The 18,462-nt window shown below is 68.5% G+C and carries 16 protein-coding genes, 1 pseudogene and 2 riboswitches; of the genes and pseudogenes, 7 read left to right on the forward strand and 10 right to left on the reverse strand.

What is annotated here, in order from left to right; translation table 11 throughout:
• Positions 1 to 2: 2 nt before the first annotated feature.
• The 7 genes and pseudogenes from N825_RS12900 to N825_RS12930 form a co-directional block, all read right to left on the reverse strand.
• Positions 3 to 653 carry a CoA transferase subunit A gene (locus N825_RS12900; protein WP_037452088.1) on the reverse strand — a complete coding sequence of 217 codons (651 nt, stop codon included), beginning with the start codon at positions 651 to 653 and terminating at the stop codon, positions 3 to 5.
• Positions 654 to 655: 2 nt separating this feature from the next.
• Positions 656 to 2,838, reverse strand: a pseudogene (locus tag N825_RS12905) (DUF3141 domain-containing protein).
• Between the two features lie 172 nt (positions 2,839 to 3,010).
• The gene (locus tag N825_RS12910; RefSeq protein ID WP_037452091.1) at positions 3,011 to 3,211 is read right to left on the reverse strand and encodes a DNA gyrase inhibitor YacG; all 201 of its coding nucleotides are present in this window, start codon (positions 3,209 to 3,211) and stop codon (positions 3,011 to 3,013) included.
• Position 3,212: 1 nt separating this feature from the next.
• Positions 3,213 to 4,061: an energy-coupling factor ABC transporter ATP-binding protein gene (locus N825_RS12915; protein WP_051512266.1), complete on the reverse strand. Its 849-nt coding sequence runs from the start codon at positions 4,059 to 4,061 to the stop codon at positions 3,213 to 3,215.
• Positions 4,049 to 4,813: a cobalt ECF transporter T component CbiQ gene (gene cbiQ / locus N825_RS12920; protein ID WP_037452093.1), complete on the reverse strand. Its 765-nt coding sequence runs from the start codon at positions 4,811 to 4,813 to the stop codon at positions 4,049 to 4,051. The genes N825_RS12915 and cbiQ overlap by 13 nt, the downstream gene beginning before the upstream one ends.
• Complete coding sequence (locus N825_RS12925) at positions 4,800 to 5,120, reverse strand: energy-coupling factor ABC transporter substrate-binding protein (RefSeq protein ID WP_037452096.1); 321 nt, start codon at positions 5,118 to 5,120, stop codon at positions 4,800 to 4,802. The genes cbiQ and N825_RS12925 overlap by 14 nt, the downstream gene beginning before the upstream one ends.
• Positions 5,117 to 5,806: an energy-coupling factor ABC transporter permease gene (locus tag N825_RS12930; protein ID WP_037452099.1), complete on the reverse strand. Its 690-nt coding sequence runs from the start codon at positions 5,804 to 5,806 to the stop codon at positions 5,117 to 5,119. The genes N825_RS12925 and N825_RS12930 overlap by 4 nt, the downstream gene beginning before the upstream one ends.
• 119 nt (positions 5,807 to 5,925) lie before the next feature.
• A riboswitch (cobalamin riboswitch) is annotated at positions 5,926 to 6,152 on the reverse strand.
• A gap of 338 nt (positions 6,153 to 6,490) precedes the next feature.
• Between N825_RS12930 and N825_RS12935 the strand changes: the two genes are divergently transcribed.
• The gene (locus N825_RS12935; protein ID WP_051512268.1) at positions 6,491 to 8,194 is read left to right on the forward strand and encodes a methyl-accepting chemotaxis protein; all 1,704 of its coding nucleotides are present in this window, start codon (positions 6,491 to 6,493) and stop codon (positions 8,192 to 8,194) included.
• Between the two features lie 129 nt (positions 8,195 to 8,323).
• Here N825_RS12935 and bluB read toward each other — a convergent pair whose 3' ends face one another.
• Complete coding sequence (gene bluB, locus N825_RS12940) at positions 8,324 to 8,965, reverse strand: 5,6-dimethylbenzimidazole synthase (protein WP_037452105.1); 642 nt, start codon at positions 8,963 to 8,965, stop codon at positions 8,324 to 8,326.
• Positions 8,962 to 10,050 carry a threonine-phosphate decarboxylase CobD gene (gene cobD / locus N825_RS12945; RefSeq protein ID WP_084164695.1) on the reverse strand — a complete coding sequence of 363 codons (1,089 nt, stop codon included), beginning with the start codon at positions 10,048 to 10,050 and terminating at the stop codon, positions 8,962 to 8,964. Before cobD ends, bluB begins: the two co-directional genes overlap by 4 nt.
• Positions 10,040 to 10,269, forward strand: a riboswitch (cobalamin riboswitch). It overlaps the preceding gene by 11 nt.
• Before the next feature lie 39 nt (positions 10,270 to 10,308).
• On the opposite strand from cobD, the gene N825_RS12950 reads away from it, so the two are divergent.
• The 6 genes from N825_RS12950 to cobM are packed head-to-tail and all read left to right on the forward strand — an operon-like array spanning position 10,309 to position 16,617.
• Positions 10,309 to 11,520 carry a sirohydrochlorin chelatase gene (locus N825_RS12950; RefSeq protein ID WP_084164696.1) on the forward strand — a complete coding sequence of 404 codons (1,212 nt, stop codon included), beginning with the start codon at positions 10,309 to 10,311 and terminating at the stop codon, positions 11,518 to 11,520.
• A gap of 7 nt (positions 11,521 to 11,527) precedes the next feature.
• Positions 11,528 to 12,154 carry a precorrin-8X methylmutase gene (locus tag N825_RS12955; RefSeq protein ID WP_037452108.1) on the forward strand — a complete coding sequence of 209 codons (627 nt, stop codon included), beginning with the start codon at positions 11,528 to 11,530 and terminating at the stop codon, positions 12,152 to 12,154.
• On the forward strand, positions 12,151 to 13,353 hold the full coding sequence (locus N825_RS12960) for a bifunctional cobalt-precorrin-7 (C(5))-methyltransferase/cobalt-precorrin-6B (C(15))-methyltransferase (protein WP_037452111.1): 1,203 nt from the start codon (positions 12,151 to 12,153) through the stop codon (positions 13,351 to 13,353). The genes N825_RS12955 and N825_RS12960 overlap by 4 nt, the downstream gene beginning before the upstream one ends.
• Positions 13,350 to 14,054: a precorrin-2 C(20)-methyltransferase gene (locus N825_RS12965; RefSeq protein WP_037452114.1), complete on the forward strand. Its 705-nt coding sequence runs from the start codon at positions 13,350 to 13,352 to the stop codon at positions 14,052 to 14,054. Before N825_RS12960 ends, N825_RS12965 begins: the two co-directional genes overlap by 4 nt.
• Positions 14,051 to 15,853 carry a precorrin-3B C(17)-methyltransferase gene (cobJ, locus tag N825_RS12970; RefSeq protein WP_037452116.1) on the forward strand — a complete coding sequence of 601 codons (1,803 nt, stop codon included), beginning with the start codon at positions 14,051 to 14,053 and terminating at the stop codon, positions 15,851 to 15,853. Before N825_RS12965 ends, cobJ begins: the two co-directional genes overlap by 4 nt.
• Positions 15,850 to 16,617 carry a precorrin-4 C(11)-methyltransferase gene (gene cobM, locus N825_RS12975; RefSeq protein WP_037452120.1) on the forward strand — a complete coding sequence of 256 codons (768 nt, stop codon included), beginning with the start codon at positions 15,850 to 15,852 and terminating at the stop codon, positions 16,615 to 16,617. Before cobJ ends, cobM begins: the two co-directional genes overlap by 4 nt.
• On the opposite strand, the gene N825_RS40915 is transcribed toward cobM, so the two are convergent.
• Positions 16,584 to 18,446, reverse strand: coding sequence for a cobalt-precorrin-5B (C(1))-methyltransferase (locus N825_RS40915; RefSeq protein WP_063833765.1), 1,863 nt, complete (start codon positions 18,444 to 18,446; stop codon positions 16,584 to 16,586). The genes cobM and N825_RS40915 overlap by 34 nt on opposite strands.
• Between the last annotated feature and the right edge of the window lie 16 nt (positions 18,447 to 18,462).

Here is an 18,462-nt window from a genome sequence, read left to right on the forward strand (position 1 = left end):
CCTCAAGCTCCCCGGTTAAGCAGGTGATCGACCAGAACGCCCGGCGTGCGGACGCTGTCGGGCGGGATCACGCCGATCGGGACGATATCCTCGGCGTCCACGATCACGATATCGGCGGCCATCGCCATCAGGGGATTGAAGTTCTGCGCGGTCAGCGAATAGGCCAGGTTGCAGGCGTAATCGGCTTGCTTGGCGTGGACGATCGCGAAATCGGCGCGGATCGGCGTTTCGAGCAGGAACGTCTCGCCGCCGACCTCGATCCGGTTCTTGCCCTCCTCGACCGCCGTGCCCAGCCCGGTGCGGGTCAGGATGCCGCCAAGACCGAAGCCCCCCGCCCTCACCCGTTCCGCCAAGGTGCCCTGGGGCACCAGTTCCACGATCAGATCGCCGGCGATCATCTGGCGCTGGGTATTAGGATTGGTGCCGATATGGCTGACGATGACCCTGGACAGCGCGCCGGCGTCGATCAGCTTGCCGATGCCGATGCCCGGCCGCGCGGTGTCGTTGGCGATGACCGTGAGGCCGCGCTTGCCCTGCCGGACCAGTTCGTCCATCACCCGCTCGGACGTGCCCACCCCTATGAAGCCGCCCACCATCAGGCTGGCTCCATCGGGGATCTTGGCGACGCAGTCCTCCAGCTTGATGCCCTTCATGGTCACGCCGCCTCGGATTGGTCGCCACCGGCGAGGATTTCCGCCATGCGCGCCAGCGTGGCGATGGTCCGCTCCTCCATCTCGGCGCGGGGTCCCGCCACCGCCTCGACCACCGCCAGGGCGCGCAGCGCGTCCGCGGGTTCGGGCAGCAGGGACGGCAAGGTGGTCAAGGCCAGTTCCGGCTCCAGCTCGATGATCAGGCCTTGCTCGTGGATGATCTGCTTGAGGCCATCCTCCGGGAAGCCGGCGAAGGCGGGATCATCGTGCAGCAACCGGTCGGCGCGCTCCAGCCGGCTGCGCCGGACCGTGCCGCGGGCATCCGCCAGCAGGATCATCATGCGGACCACGGCATGGGCGTACCCCCCCTCGGAGATGCCGTCCAGGATGCTCCGGACTTCCGGGGTGTCGCGCAGATCCTTGGCCTGGACCGGTTCGCCCGTCACGGCCTTCGAGGCTGGCAGCAGTCCATGGAGACCGCCATAGACCAAGTGGAAGGTCGCTTCCCGCATGGTGTCGCGCAGGTCGCGGTAGCTGTCGAGACCTTGCGCGATGGCATCGGACAACGAGCGCTCGGCCTTCAGGAAAGGATTGTCGGGCTTGACCGGCAGACGGGCGGAGCGCACCGCGTCGGCCAGGGGGCCGACCGGCCACAGCGCCGGGTTCGCGTCGCTCAGGATCGCGCGCTGGGAGCGCAGCGGGTGCATCGCCCGGCGCAGCTTGGCCGATTTCTCGTTAGTGACCGCCTTGACCAGCGGCCGAACCACGGTGGTGTACAGGCGTTCGTTGAACTCCGACACCTTGGCGGCGGCCTCGAAGGCGCGCTCGTCCTCGCGGCCATCGCTGTCGAGCGCCAGGATGTCGTCGATCTCGCGCTCGGCCAGCGCCACGCTGTAGCGCATCTCGCCATCGACCACCCGCTTGTCGGTGATGATGATCTCGTACAGGCCGGGTGCCGCGGTTTCGATGAATTGCAGCGTGCTGACGATCTCGGTGTGTTCCTTGCGGGCGATCTTTCCGGAGACGAAGATGCCGAGGTGGCCGACATCCTCGTGGAGCAGATAGGCGATCACCTGACCATTGGCCTTGATCTCGGCGGCGCTTTCATAGACGTCCGCGATCCAGTTCAGGGCCTGCTGGGGTGGGGTGATGTTGTCGCCGGCCGACGCGAAGACGATGATCGGCGACCGGATGCTCTTGATGTCGAAGTGGTTCTCCGCGTCGACCTCGATCCGGCCGGCGGACAGCTTGTTGCCGATGAAGAGGTTGCTGACGATCCAATGGATCTCCTCCTCGTTCATCATGTAGAAGCCACCCCACCAGCGCTCGAAGTCCAGGAAACGCTGTTCCTCGGTATCGATCTGGGAAAACAGGTTGTAGTACTTCTTCCAGAGCGTGTTGGCAGGGTTCAACGACTCGAAGTTCATCACCAGATTGGCGCCATCGAACTTGCCGTTGCCCAGATCGGACGCCAGCAGCGCGCCCCAGGAACCACCCGACAAGCCGCCGGTGTACCTCATCGGGTTCTTGCCGCTGACGCCGGCCCAGTACGACAGCGGCGCGCCGTTGATCACGATCAGTCCGGTGAGTTCCGGCTGGGAAGCCGCCAGCATCATGACCGCCCAGCCGCCTTGGCAATTGCCCTCGACGACCGGCTTCGGCGCGTCGGGATGGCGGGAGGCCACGGTGCGGACGAAGACCTGCTCGGCGCGGCAGACATCGATGATGGTCTGGCCGGGTTCGGGCTCGGGGAAGAAGATGACGAAGTAGACGGGGTGACCCGCGCGCAACGCCACGCCGACCTGGCTTTCCATCTTGGAACCGCCGATGCCGGCGCCGTGGCCGGCGCGCGGATCGACGATGATATAAGGCCGCGCCGCAAGGTCGATTTCGAATCCGGCGGGCGGATCAGGACGAGAGCGTAGTTGACCGGCTTTTCGAGCGCGCGGCCATCGACGATGATGTCGTAATCGAACGCCAGCACGGGCGGAAGTCCCTTGCGCTCCATCTCGACGAAGCCATTGCCACGCTTCCGCATCACGTCCATGAACATGACCTGACGCTGCATCAGATCGACGACATATTCGGAATAGGCGGCCATCAGGTTCCAGGGCGCCAAAGGCGGCGTCGCCTGACGCTGGGTGAAATCCGGGAATCGAAACAGCTTTTCAAAATTCAACCCGGTCATCGTCGCTGCTCCGTGGGGCCATGCGGGAAATAATTGAGCGATCGAGCCACGGTGGATGGCCCGACCTCCTCGAAGGCCGGCACGGTATCAACGGGTCATGACAGCTAGGCTACAGTTGTACGGGATTTGAATGACATTGACGCCATGGCGGAATGGCGACTGGTGGGCTTGTTCAATGCAGCCGTTCCGGTTCACCGTCGAAGCCGTCCTCGATCTCCGCCTCTGGGTCATCGACCTCGACGCGGTAGACGCCGCCGAGCCAGCGGTTGAGATCGACATCGGCGCAGCGCGGCGTGCAGAAGGGCTTGTACTGGGGATCGGCGGGCCGCCCGCAGATCGGGCAGGCCGGGAGCCGGCGGGGCTTTTGGGACATGTCACTCATGGGTTGGGAGATTGTGACGGAGCGCCCTGATTCCAACCCGTTCCAGCATGCCATCCCGCGTCCGGGGCCAGGGCCGCGGCAGATCGAGGACGCTCGCCAGTTCCAGCAGGATCGGCGGGCGCAGCCGGGCCCGCGCGAGGGTGTTGGTGTCGGCCATGACCTCGGTGACGGGACCGTGGCGGATGGTGCGGCCATCGACGAAGACGGCGATCTCGTCGGCCCAGGCATAGGCCAGATCGACGTCATGGGTCGACAGCACCAGCGTCATGCCGGCGGCGCTCAGATCGTCCAGCGCCGCCATCAGCAGCACCTCGCCCTCGGCGTCGAGGCCGGCGGTCGGCTCGTCCAGCAGAAGCACTTCCGGGCGCATCGCCAGGGCGCCGGCGATCGCGACACGGCGTTTCTGCCCGAAGCTGAGCATGTGGGTCGGCCGCTCCGCCAGATCGGCGATGCCGAGACCGGCCAGCGCGGACGCCACGCGCCGCCGGGCCTCGGTCTCCCCCAGCCCCAGGTTGAGCGGGCCGAAGGCGACGTCGCGGGCGACGGTCGCGGCGAAGATCTGATCGTCCGGGTCCTGAAGCACCAGCGACACCCGGCTCCGCCAGTCGCGCAGGCTCCGCCGGTCATAGCCGGCGGGAGCGCCGCCGAGCAGCACCTTGCCGGCCCCCGGCCTCAGCGTGCCGTTGAGGTGGAGGAACAGCGTTGTCTTGCCGCAGCCGTTCGGCCCGAGCAGTGCCAGCCTGCGGCCCCTGGTGATTGTGAGGTCGATGCCGCGCAGGGCCTCGACGCCGCCGGGATAGGCGTGGCGAAGCCCCACGGCCTCGAGGATCACTTCGTCCATGCGGCGTATTCCAAGGGCCCCAGCCACGCCGCGCAAGCCACGGCCAGAGGCAACGCGACACCGGCCAGCAAGGCGACCGGCGAAGGCGTCCGTCCGTCGGACGGTTGCGGCAGGTCTCCCGTGAAGCCGCGCGCGGCCAAGCCGGTCTCCAGCCGCCTTCCCCGGTCGAGCGAGCGCTGGAACAGGCTCCCCGCAAGCCAGCCGAGCGAGCGCAGCGACCGCCGGGGACCGTCATAGCCAAGCCGCCCAACCTGCGCCTGCCGCCCAGTGATGGCGCAATCCAGGAAGATGAAGATCAAGCGGTACATCAGCAGCATCAGATCCCGAATGAGGCGCGGAACGCCGATGCGGCCCAGCAGCGGCATCAGGTCGGCCATGGGCGTGGTCAGGATCAGGAAGACGAGGCACGAGGTCGCCGCCAGCGACCGCGACGTCACGGCGGCCGCCATCTCCAACCCATCGGGAGCGAGGCCCAAGCTCAGCCCGTCCGAGACATCGACCGCCAGGGCCAGCACGGGAACGCCTGTCAGCAGGAAGCCCAAGGGCACCGCCAACGTTCCCAGCACGGCGGTGGCGGGGACGCCCGCCCCCGCCACCGCCAGCGTCACCATGACGGCGATCACCAGGGGCGCCGTCGGCCACGGCGACATGACCAGCGCCACCAGCATCATGACCAAGGCTGGCAGCAGCTTTTCCAGCGGGTGGCGGGCGTGCCAACGGTTGGTCCAGGCGTGGCGGTCAATCGCCAGCATGGAGTTCCGCCCGCTCCCCACGCGACCGTTCGGCGCGGCCCTTTTCCTCGCGGCGGCCTTTGCGCAGACCGATGTAGTAGCCGAGCAGTCCAGCGCCCAGAGCCGCCTGCAAGGAGAACAAAAGGCTCTCTATCTCGCCGCTGGGAGGTTCCCACAACGGTTCGAACCAAGGCTCGTAGCCACCACCGTCGATCACATCCCGCGCCTGCCCATCCGAACCGGAGAACTCGGCGTTGCCGACGACCAGCAGCGGCAGGATCGTGATGGCCGCGGCGAGCAGCAGGAGCATTCCATTGCGGCTTCTCATTCGGCACCCACCACCTTGGCCCGGGAAGCGGTCCGGGGAGCGAAGGACAGGGTGGAAAGCTCGTCCCGGCTGTATTGCATCAGAAGATTGACGACCACGACCGTCAGAAGCCCTTCGACCACCGCCAGCGGGATCTGGGTGATCGCGAAGATCGACAGGAACTTGACCAGCGCGCCGCCGATACCGGTCGCCGGATCGGGGAAGGCCAGCGCCAGCTGGACCGAGGTCGTGCAATAGGTCGCGAGGTTGCCCAGAGCCGCCGCGAGGAAGACCGCGAGGCTTCTGCCCATGCCCGACGCCATACGCCAGACGCCAAAGGCGACCCAGGGGCCGACCACGGCCATGGAGAAGGCGTTGGCGCCCAGCGTCGTCAGCCCGCCATGGGCCAGCAGCAGCGCCTGGAACAGCAGGACGATGGTGCCCAGCACCGCCATGACGTTCGGCCCAAACAGCACGGCGCCCAGCCCGACGCCGGTCGGGTGCGAACAGCTGCCGGTGACCGAGGGTATCTTGAGCGCCGAAAGCACGAAGGCGAAAGCGCCCGAGGTGGCGAGCAGCAGCTTGGTTTCCGGATGATCCTCGGCCACCCGCTGGATCCGGCGCACCCCCGCCACGACGAACGGCGCCGCGGTCACCGTCCAAGCCACGGCATGGAGCGGCGGCAGATAGCCTTCCATGATATGCATTGAGAAAACTTCCCCTTTTTCGACAAAAGGGGATGCAGGAATGAAGCGCCCACGGGACGGAAACGCGGAGGCGCCACCGTCCTGGTCGGCCTTCCTCCCGGTGCACCCCGCCCGGACATTCGGCTCATCCGGTGACGGCAGGTCTCCTGGCTCGCAGGTCGTGATCCATCGCCGTTGCCTTCCCAGCCTTGTCACGGGCCAGTGGCGTGCGGTCGGCGAAGACTCGCTGCTCACAGTTGCGGGGGCAGCCACGGATTAGGTCCCCTGAGGGGTCCGCCGCACCGTGTTCCCTATTAATCCCCCTCCGTCGCTCGCGTCGGGGGAACCTATCACCAGGAGCAAGGCTAGAGGGTGGAATGGTTCTGCGTCAAGCGGCGGCGTGCCGGAAAGCCAATCCCAAGCGGGAAACGCGCCCATCGGCGGATCGGATGTCCCGGCGATCAAGGGTGAACGATCGAGGGGGAGACGACCAGATCGCGGGACATCCCCCCACCGCGCCATCAAGGTTGGCTATTATCATCCGAGCGACACCGAACTATCGATGTCGCTCGGATGATAATAGCCAAGACACCGGCTCCTCCTATCACCAAAGATAGCAAGGCGCATCGTCCGACACACGGCCGCACTTGATCAATTTTTCATAAATTTAATTCACAATGATATTGAGGAAACTCTATCAATTCCATGGACACAGCACCAATGAAGTTCCTGAACAACCTTTCGATTTCGCGCAAATTGGTGGCCACATTTGGTCTGATAATCCTGACCGTGGTCGCCATGAGCCTGTTCGTCAAGAGCAACGCGGATGTCCTGGAGCGGTCGGACTCCTGGAAGACCCACACCTACGAAGTGCTGGGTCACCTGGACGGCGCGATGTCCTCCATGGTCAACCAGGAGACTGGACTGCGTGGTTTCCTGATTTCCGGGCGGAAGGAATTCCTGGCTCCCTACGAGGACGGACAGAGGCAATTCGCCGACGATCTGGGCAAGCTGAAATCGTTGACCGCCGACAATCCAGCGCAACAAAGCCGGTTGGAGGCGCTTGGGTCTTCGGCGGATGCCTGGCGTCGCGACGTCGCCGAACCCGCCATCAAACTGATGGGCGACCCGGCGACCGTCGAGATGGCCCGGGCGATCGAGACCGACGGCAAGGGGAAGGCTTCGATGGATGCCCTGCGCCGCACGGTCTCGGATATGCGCGCGGCGGAAACCGGATTGTTGGAGTCGCGCGCGAAAGACCAGGCCGACGCCTTCGATGCCCTGACTCACGCGCTTTGGGGCGGAATCGGAGGCGTCGTCGCCGGCGCGCTGGGACTGGGTTTTCTCCTATCGCGCACGGTCGCCGCGCCGGTCGCGCGCATGACGGGGATCATGGGGAGCATCACGGCCGGTGATGTCTCGGTCAAGGTCCCCGACGCGGATCGCAAGGACGAGATCGGCGCCATGGCCATCGCCGTCGAGGTCTTTCGTCAGAACGCCATCGACAAGGCGGATTTGGAACGGCGGCAGATCGCCGCCGCCGAGCGGGAGGAGGCCGAGAAGCGCGCGTTGATGAACGGTCTGGCCGACAGCTTCCAGATGAAGATCGGCGGCGTCGTCGAAGCCGTGTCGCGGCAGGCCACCGGCATGGAGCGTGTCGCCCAGACCGTTTCCGCGGCGGCCGATCAGGCGAACCAGCAGGCCGGCGCCGTCGCCGCCGCCTCGGAGCAAACCTCCGCCAACGTCCAGACCGTCGCGACGGCGGCGGAGGAATTGTCCTCGTCGATCGGCGAGATCGGCCGGCAGATGAGTCAATCGACCGCCGTGGCGAACAGGGCTTCCGAACAGGCCAAGCGTACCGACGAAAGGGTCGCCGGGCTCGCCGAAGCCGCCCGCAAAGTTGGCGAGGTCGTCAACCTGATCAACAACATCGCCAGCCAGACCAATCTCCTGGCGCTCAACGCGACAATCGAGGCGGCCCGGGCCGGCGAGGCGGGCAAGGGCTTCGCGGTGGTCGCGTCCGAGGTCAAGAACCTCGCGACACAGACCGCCAAGGCGACCGAGGAGATCGCGGCGCAGATCCAGGACATACAGAACGCCACCGGGGATGCGGTCAGCGATATCCAGGCCATCGCGCGCGTCATCATCGAGGTCAACGAGATCTCGACCACGGTGGCGGCGGCGGTCGAGGAACAGGCGGCGGCGACGCAGGAAATCGCCCGAAACATCCAGCAGGCGGCCGCCGGGACGCGCGAGGTTTCGAGCAACATCCTCGGAGTCACCGAGTCGGCCGGGGAGTCGGGGCGCGCGGCGGAGGAGGTCCTCGACACCGCCCGCCAGATGACCCAGCAGGCGAATCTGCTCCGCCTGGAGGTCGAGAAGTTCCTGGGCGACGTCAGATCAGCCTGACCCTGGCTTGGGGGGTAGCTGGGGGACCGGCTCGGGAGGTAAGGAGATCGGCGCGGAAGGCCAACCATCACCGGCCCGCCGCGTCGCCTCCTGGTGGGGATCCGGGCTGGATCGGAAGTCCAGCGCGGATCAACGCCTGGACAGCGTCGCCGCCGCGTCGTCCGGCATCTCCCAGCCCGCCCGCTCCAGTTCCGGGTCGGCGTGTTCCTCGACCGGCAATCCCACGCAGAGATAGGCCACCAGCGACCACGACGGTGGCACGTCAAGGGCGGTGTGGACCGCTTTGGGATCGAGGATCGACACCCAGCCCACCCCAATCCCATATGCCCGCGCCGCCAGCCAGAACGTGTGGACCGCGGTGACGGTGGAGTAGCGAAGCATCTCCGGCATGGTGCGGCGGCCGAGGCCGTGGCCGCGGGTCGTGTCGTCGTCGTTGAGGACGGCGAGTTGGACCGGGGCGTCGTTCAGGCCGGCCAGCTTCAATGTCGCGTAGAGCTTGGCGCGCTCCCCGGTGTAGCCGCCCAGCGCCTCGGCGTTGCATCGCTCGAAGGCGCTTCGGACGGCGGCGCGCCGGGCGGGATCGTCGACGCGGACGAAGCGCCAGGGCCGGCTGTAACCGACCGAGGGGGCCAAGGCCGCGACGCCGACCAACTTTTCCACCAACGCGTCGTCGATCGGGTCGGTCCGGAAGCGGCGGACATCGCGGCGCCAGCGGAACAAGTCCTCCAGCCGTTCCTGAAAAACCGCATCGAAAGTAGGGACATTCTTCATGGCGGCAAAATGAACGAGGCGAGCGCTTCGCGCAAGCGCTCCACCGCAACGGCATCCGGCGGCAGGCCGAAGCGGAGCCAGCCCGGCTTGGATTGGAAGGGGCGGACCAGGATGCCGTGACGGCCCAGATGTTCGAACAGGGCCGCGGCGCCGGGGGTTTCTATCAGGCGGTAGAGGTCGGTTCCGCCGACGACGCCGAGCCCATGGGCGCTCAGGATATCGTCCAGCGAGGTCGCGGCCGCCGCCAGACGGTCGCGGGTGGTGGCGATCCAGGCGCGATCGGCCATGGCGGCGGCGCCGATCTCGAGCGCCGGCCCCGCCACCGCCCAGGGGCCGAGATGATCCTCCAGCCGCGCCATGAGGTCGCGATCGCCCAGCGCGAAGCCCAGGCGCAGGCCGGCCAGCCCGAAGAACTTGCCGAACGAGCGCAGCACGCGGAGCCCAGGCCGGCCGGCGGTTCCGGCGACGCTCAGCTCGGGCGCGACGTCGGCGAAGGCTTCATCCACCACCAGCGAGCCGCCCCGCCCCGCCAGGACGCCGGCGAGTTCCAGCAGATCGGCGGGGGTGGAGCGGCGTCCGTCCGGGTTGTTGGGGTTGGTCACTATGACGCAGTCGGCGGCCGCGGCGGCGTCGGCCAAGGTGTCGGCGATGGTGACGTGGTGCCCGGCGAGGCTCCAGCAGCGGGCGTGCTCGGCATAGGTGAAGCCCAGGATCGCCACGCGTCCCGGCGGCACCAGGCGCGGCACCGCTTGGATCAGCGCCTGCGAACCCGGAGCCGCCACGAGGGTGGTCGGATCGGCGCCGAAATATCCGGCCGCGGCGGCGATCAGCTTGTCGTGCGCGGCGCGGTCCGGCAGCCGGTTCCAGGCTTCGGCCGTCAGCGGCGGCACCGGATAGGGCCACGGGTTGATGCCGGTCGACAGGTCGATCCAGCCATCCCGCGGCCTGCCGAATCGGGCTTCGGCGCCGGACAAGCCGCCACCGTGGTCGGTCACGCGCGCGGCGCCGGAGACGCCGCCGGATCCGGGGAGCGGCGCATTGCCGATTGACGCTGATGCGGTCGGGCCGTAAGACTGCTGACCCATGGATATTGGTTCCTTTGCGTCCTGTTTGGACGCGGGGTGAAAAGGGAACACGGTGCGGCGAGGCTGGAATGCCTATGCCAAATCCGTGGCTGCCCCCGCAACTGTGAGCAGTGAGTCGGCACCGATTTCACGCCACTGGCCCAAGATCGCGGGCCGGGAAGGCAACGGCGCCGACAGTGACCTGCGAGCCAGGAGACCTGCCAATGTCGCTCGCAACAACAAAGGGTCCGGGCGGGGTGCACCGGGGAGAGAGGAACGATGAACGCGATCACCAAGTCTTCCGATAAGCTCGACGCCATCCAGCGGCCCGAGAAGCTGGGCGTCATGCTGTGCGGCCACGGCAGCCGGGACACCGGCGCCGTCCAGGAGTTCGCCGTCGTGGCGGGCCAGTTGCGCGCCAAGCTGCCGTTCGACGCGGTCGAGTACGGCTACCTGGAATTCGCCAAGCCGATCATCCGCGATGGGCTGGACAAGCTGCGCGCCAAGGGCGTCACCAAGGTGCTGGCGATCCCCGGCATGCTGTTCGCCGCCGGTCACGCCAAGAACGACATCCCGTCGGTGCTGAACGCCTATCAGGCGAAGAACGAGGGCATGACGATCCACTACGGCCGCGAGCTGGGCATCGACCTGAAGATGCTGCGCGCCGCCGGAGATCGGGTGGCCGAGGCGCTGGTGATGGCCGGGGGCGACGTGCCGCGCCACGAGACGCTTCTGATGGTGGTCGGCCGCGGCTCATCCGATCCGGACGCCAATTCCAACGTGGCGAAGGTCACCCGCATGCTGTGGGAGGGGATGGGTTTCGGCTGGGCCGAGACATCCTACTCCGGCGTCACCTTCCCGCTGGTCGAGCCGGGGCTGGAGCACGCGGCGAAGCTTGGCTACAAGCGGATCGTGGTGTTCCCCTACTTCCTGTTCACCGGCATCTTGGTCCAGCGGATCTACGACTACGCCGACGCCGTGGCGGCCAGATATCCCCAGATCGAGTTCATCAAGGCCGGCTATCTGAACGACCATCCCATGGTGCTGGAGACCTTCTCGGACCGCGTCGCGGAGATCCTGGAGGGTACCGGCAACATGAACTGCCAGATGTGCAAGTACCGCGAACAGGTCCTGGGCTTCGAGGCCGAGGTCGGCCTGCGCCAGGAGAGCCACCACCATCACGTGGAGGGCATCGGTACCGGCAACGGCGCGGCACCGACTCCCGGGCATGGGCACGACCACGGGCATGGGCATGGGCACGGCCATGCCCATGCCCATGGACACGACCATCCACATGGCCACGCGGATCATGAACATCCGCACGATCACCCCCATGGCCATGACCACGCGGCGCATGGTCACGATCATGGACACGATCACGCCCATGGGCATGATCATGGGCACGGCGCCGCGGGCCACCACCACCATCCCTACCCCCACGCCGACCATCCGCTGGGGCCGAAGAGCATGACCAAGCGACCGAGCGACTGATCCGGCGATGGATTACCTGCGTGATCCGGCGGAGATCTACCGCCGCTCCTTCGCGACCATCGCGGAGGAGGCCGAGCTTGGCGGCCTGCCCTCCGATGTGGCCGAGGTGGCGACCCGCCTGATCCACGCCTGCGGCATGGTCGATCTGGTCCAAGACCTCGCCTGGAGCGCCGACGCGGTGGCGTCCGGAAGATCCGCGCTGCACGCGGGTGCCGCCATCCTGACCGACGCCCGCATGGTGTCGTCCGGCATCATGGCAACCCGCCTGCCCGCCGCCAATCCGGTGCTGTGCTCCCTGACCGACGAGGCCGTGCCGGGTCTGGCGGCGCAACTCCGCACCACCCGGTCCGCCGCGGCGCTGGACCTGTGGCTGCCCCACCTGGAGGGCGCCATCGTCGCCATCGGCAACGCGCCGACGGCTTTGTTCCGCCTGCTGGAGCTGCTGGACGCCGGCGCCCCACGGCCGGCGGTGATCCTGGGCTTTCCCGTCGGCTTCGTCGGCGCCGCCGAGTCCAAGGCGGAACTGGCGGCCAACCCGCGCGGCGTCCCCTTCATCACCGTGCTGGGGAGACGCGGCGGCAGCGCCATGGCCTCCGCCGCCGTCAACGCGCTGGCGATCGGAGCCTCGGCATGACGACACACCCCGGAGCATGGCTGTCGATCGTCGGCATCGGCGACGACGGGCTGGGCGGCGTATCGCCGGCCGGCAGGCGCCTGATCGAAGCGGCGGAAACGTTGATCGGCGGCGCGCGGCACCTCGCCATGATCCCCGGCGACGGTTTCGAGCGGCTGATCTGGCCGTCACCTTTCCGCGAGGGCGTCGATCGGCTGATGCGCCTGCGTGGCCGCAAGACCTGCGTGCTGGCGAGCGGCGACCCGTTCGACCACGGCATCGCGGCCACGCTGGTGCGTCGGATCCCGGCCGACGAGATGATCGTGATCCCGGCGGTGGGTGCCTTCGGACTGGTCTGCGCCCGGATGGGCTGGGCTCGGGCCGAGGTCGAGACGCTGTCGCTTCATGGCCGTCCATTGGCGACGCTCCACGCCTTCGTCCAACCCGGCGCCCGCCTGCTGATCCTGTCGGAGAACGCCACGACTCCCTCTGCCGTCGCTGGATTGCTGCGCCAGCGCGGCTATGGCGGCAGCGACATCACGGTGCTGGAGCATCTGGGGGGCCCACTGGAACGCCGTCGCGCCTGGGATGATCCGGACATCGCCGATCTCAACACGCTGGCGGTCGAGTGCGTCGCCGATCCGGGAGCGCCGCTGCTGCCCCGGACGCCCGGATTGCCGGACGAGGCGTTTCATCACGACGGCCAATTGACCAAGCGCGAGGTAAGGGCCGCGACGCTGGCGGCCTTGGCGCCGGTGCCCGGCCAGCTTCTGTGGGACGTGGGAGCCGGCTGCGGCTCCATCGCCGTGGAATGGATGCGCCACCACCCGACCTGCCGCGCGGTCGCCATCGAACCTCGCCGAGACCGGTTGGCCCTGATCGCGGCCAACGCCGAGCAACTGGGCTGTCCGCGCCTGACCATCGTGGATGGCAAGGCACCGGATGCCCTCGCCGATCTGCCCGCCCCCGACGCGGTGTTCATCGGCGGCGGCCTGACCGCGCCCGGCCTGTTCGACGCCTGCTGGGAGGCGCTGCCGGTCGGCGGACGGCTCGTCGCCAACGCCGTCACGATCGAGGGCGAGCAGGTGCTGACCTCGGCCTATTCCCGGCTGGGCGGCGGCTTGACCCGCATCGCGATCTCCAGGGCCGAACCGGTCGGTCCTTTCTCTGGCTGGCGTCCCCTGATGCCGGTCACCCAACTGGCGCTGATCAAGACATGAGCGGAACCCTCTACGGCCTGGGTGTCGGGCCGGGCGACCCCGAACTGATAACCCTGAAGGCGCTGCGCCTGCTGCGGTCGTCTCCCGTGGTGGCGTACCCGGCACCCGAGCATGGCGACAGCCTCGCCCGCGCCATCGTCGCCAGCCACCTGCCCGGCGGACAGACCGAGGTCGCGATCCGCATGCCGATGGTGGTCGAGCGGTTCCCGGCGCGGGAGGTCTATGACCGCGCCGCCATCGAGTTGGGCGGGCATTTGGAGGACGGCCGGGACGTCGCCGTGCTGTGCGAGGGTGACCCGTTCTTCTACGGCTCGTTCATGTATCTGTTCGGCCGCATGGCGGAGCGGTTCCCGGTCCAGGTGGTTCCGGGCGTGTCGTCGCTGACCGCCTGCGCCGCCAGCTTGGGAGCACCGCTGGCGGCCCGCAACGACGTGCTGACCGTCCTGCCGGCCCCCCTGCCCGCCGAGACGCTGCGCGACCGGCTGTTGGCGACCGACGCCGCCGCGATCATGAAACTGGGCCGCCACTTCGCCAAGGTGCGCGACGTGCTGGAGGAGTTGGGCTTGGCCGGGAGCGCCCGTTACATCGAGCGAGCCACCATGGAGAACCAGCGCCTGCTGAGGCTGGACGAGGTCGACGCCGACGCGGTGCCGTATTTCTCCATGGTGCTGGTCCACCGCCGGGGGGAGGCGTGGTCATGACCGCTCCCGTCTTCGTCGTCCTGTCGCAATCGGGTTTCGAGGTCGCGGCCGGTGCCCGCACCGTGCTGCCCGGAGCCGAGATCCACGGCTTGGCCCATCGCATCACCGGGGCGGACAAGGATTTCTCCAGCACGCTGGATCATCTGACAGCCCTGTTCCTGGCGGGAACACCGATCATCGGCGTGTTCGCCTCCGGCATCCTGATCCGCGCGCTGGGACCCGTGCTGTCGAACAAGAGGGCGGAGCCGCCGGTGCTGGCCCTGGCGGAGGACGGCAGCGCCGTGGTTCCGCTGCTGGGCGGCCACCACGGCGCCAACGGGATCGCCCGCCAGTTGGCCGCGGCACTGGGGATCGAACCCGCCATCACGACAGCCGGGGACCTCAACTTCGGCGTCGCCTTGGACGAGCCGCCGGACGGCTGGCACCTCGCCAACCCGGAGGACGCCAAGCCCTACACCGCGGCGTTGATCGCGGGCGCCAAGGTCCAGCTCGACGGCGAGGCGCCGTGGCTGCGGGGCAGCCGCCTGCCCTTCTCGCCCGACGCGGGCTTGACCTTGCGGGTGACGGAGCGGGCGGAGCCGGGCTCCGACACCCGGCTCGTCTACCATCCGCCCGTGCTGGCGGTCGGCGTCGGCTGCGAGCGCGGCGCTTCGGCGGATGAGGTGATCGGGTTGGTGCGGGAAACCCTTACCGAAGCCGGGCTGGCCGAGGGAGCGGTCGCGGCGCTGTGCTCGATCGACGTCAAGATGGATGAGCCCGCGATCCACGCCGCCGCCGCGGCGCTGGGCGTTCCGGTCCGGTTCTTCGGCGCGGCTCGGCTGGAGGAGGAGGCTCCCCGGCTGGCGAACCCGTCCGACTTGGTGTTCCGTGAGGTCGGCTGCCATGGCGTCGCCGAGGGGGCGGCTTTGGCTGCGTCGGGTGGAACGCTGCTGGTGCCCAAGCGGAAATCCGCGCGCGCGACTTGCGCCATCGGCCTGGCCCCGGCCCCGCTGAATCCCGCCGATATCGGCGCCCGGCGCGGCCGGCTGTCGATCGTCGGCATCGGGCCCGGCAGCGACGGCTGGAGGACGCCCGAGGCCGACCAGTGGCTGACGGCGGCCACCGATCTGGTGGGCTATCACCTCTACCTGGACCTGCTGGGCGATCTGGCGGCGGGCAAGCGGCGCCATGGCTATGAGCTGGGGGCCGAGGAGGCGCGCTGCCGGGTCGCCCTCGACCTCGCGGCGGAAGGCCGCGACGTGGCGCTGGTCTCCAGCGGCGACGCCGGGATCTACGCCATGGCGACCCTGGTTTTCGAACTGGTCGAGCGAGAGGGTCGGGCGGACTGGGCCCGGCTGGACATCGCGGTGACGCCCGGCATCTCCGCCCTCCAGGCGGCGGCGGCGCGGGTCGGCGCTCCCCTCGGCCACGACTTCTGCACGATCTCGCTGTCCGACCTGCTGACTCCGTGGCCGGTGATCGAACGGCGCATCAAGGCCGCCGCCGAGGGTGATTTCGTGATCGCGGTCTATAATCCGGTGTCGCGACGGCGGACCGAGCAGCTGCCCGCCATGAAGGCGGTGCTGCTGGAGCACCGGCCAGCCACGACGCCGGTGATCATCGCGCGGAACCTGGGGCGGCCGGGCGAGGCCATCACGGTGACCACGCTGGCGGATCTCGACGCCGCCGACGTGGACATGCTGACGCTGGTGATGATCGGCTCCAGCGAGACCCGCGCCTTGAGGCGCGGCGATGGCGGCACCTGGGTCTACACCCCCCGCGGCTACGCCGCGAAGCATTTGGACGACAAAGCCCTATGACGGTTCACTTCATCGGCGCCGGCCCGGGCGCCCCCGACCTGATCACCATCCGCGGGCGCGATCTGATCGCCCGCTGCCAAGTGTGCCTCTACGCCGGGTCGCTGGTGCCGCTCGAGGTCGTGGCCTATGCCCCGGAAGGCGCCAAAGTCATCGACACGGCGCCGCTGACGCTGGACGACATCATCGGGGAGATCGAGCGGGCCCACGCCGAGGGGTTGAACGTCTCGCGGGTCCATTCCGGCGACCCGTCGCTCTATGGGGCGATCGGCGAGCAGATCCGGCGGCTGGATGCCCTGGGAATCCCCTATGACATCACGCCCGGCGTGCCGGCCTACGCGGCGGCGGCGGCGCTGCTGCGGACCGAACTGACCCTGCCGGAAGTGTCGCAGACGGTCATCCTGACCCGCACGGCGATGAAGTCGTCACCGATGCCGAACGCGGAGACGCTGGATATCCTGGGCCGTTCGGGCGGCACCCTGGCGATCCACCTGTCGATCCGCAACATGACCAAGATCGTCGAGGAGCTGTCACCCCACTACGGCGCCGACTGTCCCGTGGCGGTCGTCTACCGCGCGACGTGGCCGGACGAGGTGGTGATCCGCGGCACGCTGGAGGATATTCGGGAGAAGGTGCGCGCGGCCAAGATCACGCGGACCGCCCTGGTGATCGTCGGGCGCGTGTTGGGCTCGGAGGATTTCCGCGACAGCGCGCTCTACGATCCCCAGCATGTTCATGTGCTGCGGCCCGAGCGCAAGGTCCCGTGAACCCACTCCAGCGCCTCCGCCACCGTCGCGACGCTGGCCATGGACTGGGGCTGCGGTTTGGAAGACGGCTCGGGCCGGCGCACCAGGATGACCGGAATGCCGAGGTCGCGGGCGGCGGTCAGCTTCGGCTGGCTGGCCGGGCCGCCGCTGTTCTTGGTGACGACGACGGTGATGCCGTTGTCTTCCAGCAACCGGCGCTCGGCCTCCAGGTCGAAGGGGCCGCGCCCAGTCACGAAGGTCATGTTGGCGACCGGCTCGTCCGGTGGATCGATCACGCGCGCCAGGAACCACGCGTCGGAGCGGGTGGCGAAGGGTGCCAGCTCCTGACGGCCGACGGTGAGGAACGCTCGGGCTCCGGCGGGAACGGCGGCGACGGCGGCGGCCATGTCGTCCACTTCGGTCCAGCGGTCGCCGGGCTCCACCGACCATGCCGGGCGTGCGAGAGCCAGCAGGGGCACGCCGGTCGCCTCGCAGGCTTCGGCGGCGTTGCGCGAGATGGCGGCGGCGAAGGGGTGGGTGGCGTCGACCACGGCCGCGATGTCGTTGGCCCTCAGATACGCGGCCAAGCCCACGGCGCCGCCGAAACCACCGACGCGGACCTCGCCGGGGAGCGCCGCGGGTGCCAGGGTGCGGCCGGCCAGCGAGGTGATGAACGGCACGCCGTCCAGCCGGCGGGCGAGTTCGGCGGCCTCCGTCGTGCCGCCCAGGATCAGCAGCTTGTCCGGAGCGGGGAAACCGGCGCGGCCTTCCAGCACGCCCTTGCGGTCGAACACCAGCACCTCGACATCGGTGCCGCACCCTTCGAGCACATCGACCGCCTTGGCCCGCGCCAACTCCGCGATACGGTCGGCCAGTGGTATTCCCAGCGCCACCGCCCGGGTCAGTACCTGATTGGCGGTGTTGGCGGCGCGGGCTTGTTCGATCTCGTCGGGCGAGGCGCCCAACTCGGCCATGCGGTCGGCCAGCCAGTGGAAATCGACTTGGCTGCGGCCGGAGTGGAGGTCGAGGAAGCCTTGGGCCAGCTTGGTCAGCTTGCCGAAGCCACCCGCGATGGTCAGGCGCGGCACGGGATTGCGGCGCAGGTATTTCAGCATGCCACCGGCGAAATCGCCCATGTCGAGCAGCGCCAGATCGGACAGTCCGTGGATGCGCTGGACCGCCTGTTCCGAGGTGGAGCCGGTCGAGCCCGCGACGTGATGGAAGCCATTGGCGCGGGCGACATCGATGCCCCGGTGGATCGAATGGATCCAGGCGGAGCACGAGAACGGCACCACGATGCCGGTCGTCCCCAGGATCGACAACCCGCCGACGATGCCGAGACGCGGGTTCCAGGTCTTCAGCGCGATCTCCGCGCCGCCGGGGATGGAGACCTCGATCACGACATCGCCGGCATCGCCCTGGGCCGCCGCCAGCTCGGCCACCGCCTCGGCCATCATGCGGCGGGGAATGGGGTTGATGGCGGGCTCGCCGGGAGGGATCGGCAGGCCCTCCTTGGTCACCATCCCGACGCCCTCGCCGGCCCGGAACACCACGCCCGTCCCGGCGGCGCCGCGCCGGACGGTGGCGATCACCAGCGCGCCATGGGTGACGTCGGGATCGTCGCCGGCATCCTTGACGACCCCGGCGGAGCACGCCTCGGTCCCCAGAGCCTCCCAGGCGAGCGCGAAGGCCGGCTTGGCGCCGCCGGGCAGGGTTATCGTGACCGGATCGGGAAACCCGCCGGTCAGCAGCGCCGCGTAGGCGGCCTTGGTGGCGGCGGTGGCGCAGGCGCCCGTCGTCCAGCCGCGGCGAAGGGCACGATCGGGTGCTTGTTCCGGTTGGTCGGTCATGGCGTGGCTTATAGAC

This window comes from Skermanella stibiiresistens SB22 (assembly GCF_000576635.1).
Taxonomy (GTDB): Bacteria; Pseudomonadota; Alphaproteobacteria; order Azospirillales; family Azospirillaceae; genus Skermanella; species Skermanella stibiiresistens.

Excerpts from the sequence above, each read along its gene's own strand:
- N825_RS12900 (WP_037452088.1), bottom strand. The coding sequence starts at position 653 with ATGAAGGGCATCAAGCTGGAGGACTGCGTCGCCAAGATCCCCGATGGA.
- N825_RS12910 (WP_037452091.1), bottom strand. The coding sequence starts at position 3,211 with ATGTCCCAAAAGCCCCGCCGGCTCCCGGCCTGCCCGATCTGCGGGCGG.
- N825_RS12915 (WP_051512266.1), bottom strand. The coding sequence starts at position 4,061 with ATGGACGAAGTGATCCTCGAGGCCGTGGGGCTTCGCCACGCCTATCCC.
- cbiQ (WP_037452093.1), bottom strand. The coding sequence starts at position 4,813 with ATGCTGGCGATTGACCGCCACGCCTGGACCAACCGTTGGCACGCCCGC.
- N825_RS12925 (WP_037452096.1), bottom strand. The coding sequence starts at position 5,120 with ATGAGAAGCCGCAATGGAATGCTCCTGCTGCTCGCCGCGGCCATCACG.
- N825_RS12930 (WP_037452099.1), bottom strand. The coding sequence starts at position 5,806 with ATGCATATCATGGAAGGCTATCTGCCGCCGCTCCATGCCGTGGCTTGG.
- N825_RS12935 (WP_051512268.1), top strand. The coding sequence starts at position 6,491 with ATGGACACAGCACCAATGAAGTTCCTGAACAACCTTTCGATTTCGCGC.
- bluB (WP_037452105.1), bottom strand. The coding sequence starts at position 8,965 with ATGAAGAATGTCCCTACTTTCGATGCGGTTTTTCAGGAACGGCTGGAG.
- cobD (WP_084164695.1), bottom strand. The coding sequence starts at position 10,050 with ATGGGTCAGCAGTCTTACGGCCCGACCGCATCAGCGTCAATCGGCAAT.
- N825_RS12950 (WP_084164696.1), top strand. The coding sequence starts at position 10,309 with ATGAACGCGATCACCAAGTCTTCCGATAAGCTCGACGCCATCCAGCGG.
- N825_RS12955 (WP_037452108.1), top strand. The coding sequence starts at position 11,528 with ATGGATTACCTGCGTGATCCGGCGGAGATCTACCGCCGCTCCTTCGCG.
- N825_RS12960 (WP_037452111.1), top strand. The coding sequence starts at position 12,151 with ATGACGACACACCCCGGAGCATGGCTGTCGATCGTCGGCATCGGCGAC.
- N825_RS12965 (WP_037452114.1), top strand. The coding sequence starts at position 13,350 with ATGAGCGGAACCCTCTACGGCCTGGGTGTCGGGCCGGGCGACCCCGAA.
- cobJ (WP_037452116.1), top strand. The coding sequence starts at position 14,051 with ATGACCGCTCCCGTCTTCGTCGTCCTGTCGCAATCGGGTTTCGAGGTC.
- cobM (WP_037452120.1), top strand. The coding sequence starts at position 15,850 with ATGACGGTTCACTTCATCGGCGCCGGCCCGGGCGCCCCCGACCTGATC.
- N825_RS40915 (WP_063833765.1), bottom strand. The coding sequence starts at position 18,446 with ATGACCGACCAACCGGAACAAGCACCCGATCGTGCCCTTCGCCGCGGC.